Origin of the sequence: Streptomyces doebereineriae (genome assembly GCF_031845645.1) — a bacterium.
GTDB classification, from domain to species: domain Bacteria; phylum Actinomycetota; class Actinomycetes; order Streptomycetales; family Streptomycetaceae; genus Streptomyces; species Streptomyces canus.
In genome coordinates, this window is the sequence record NZ_JAVREZ010000060.1 from 1 (window position 1) to 829 (window position 829).

Sequence of the window (829 nt, forward strand, 5' to 3'; positions counted from 1 at the left end):
ATTCGAGGCCATCTGTCGATCAACCGATGTTCGTGTCGGCGTTCCTGAACGGATATTTACTTGGGCAACAAGGCAATACGCCCGCCGAACAACGAGAATATCCACGGAGATGGCAAATTCGACCATCGACTCCGATCGACGGCCCGGTCCGAATGTGAGCGCCTGGGTAAATATCGGCTGAGAAGCGTCGAGAAGCCCACCGGTGGCCGGCGAAACCACATACCGTCGGCCAGAGACGAAAAAGTCGGGGTTCGACAGGAGGATCGCACCATGCCCAACGGCAAGCCGAACATTCTCGTGATCTGGGGCGATGACATCGGTATCAGCAACCTGAGTTGCTACAGCGACGGGCTGATGGGCTACCGCACGCCGAACATCGACCGCCTTGCTGACGAGGGGATGAGATTCACCGACTCCTATGGTGAGCAAAGTTGCACCGCCGGCCGCGCGGCATTCATCAGTGGGCAGAGCGTCTATCGCACCGGAATGAGCAAGGTCGGTGCACCTGGCGTGGAGATCGGCTGGGCGGCCGAGGACCCCACCATCGCCGAACTGCTGAAGCCATTGGGTTACGCCACCGGCCAATTCGGCAAGAATCACTTCGGTGACCTGAACAAGTACCTGCCGACCGTGCACGGGTTCGATGAGTTCTACGGCAACCTCTACCACCTCAATGCCGAGGAAGAACCCGAGAACTTCAACTATCCACACGAAGACCGCTATCCGCGGCTCTACGCTTTCGCCAAGCCGCGCGGCGTGCTCAAGTGCAAAGCCACCGACCAGGTGTCCACGGAACCCGACGACCCGAAGTACGGGCCCGTCGGCAAGC

2 protein-coding genes are annotated in these 829 nt (G+C 59.7%); both read left to right on the forward strand.

All coding sequences use genetic code 11. The features are described 5' to 3' along the window. Positions 1-181 (forward strand): hypothetical protein (locus RNB18_RS50680; protein ID WP_311720884.1); only part of this gene is annotated, 181 nt, incomplete at its 5' end. A gap of 89 nt (positions 182-270) precedes the next feature. After that, positions 271-829: sulfatase-like hydrolase/transferase (locus RNB18_RS50685; protein WP_311720885.1), on the forward strand; the 559-nt coding region annotated here is incomplete at its 3' end.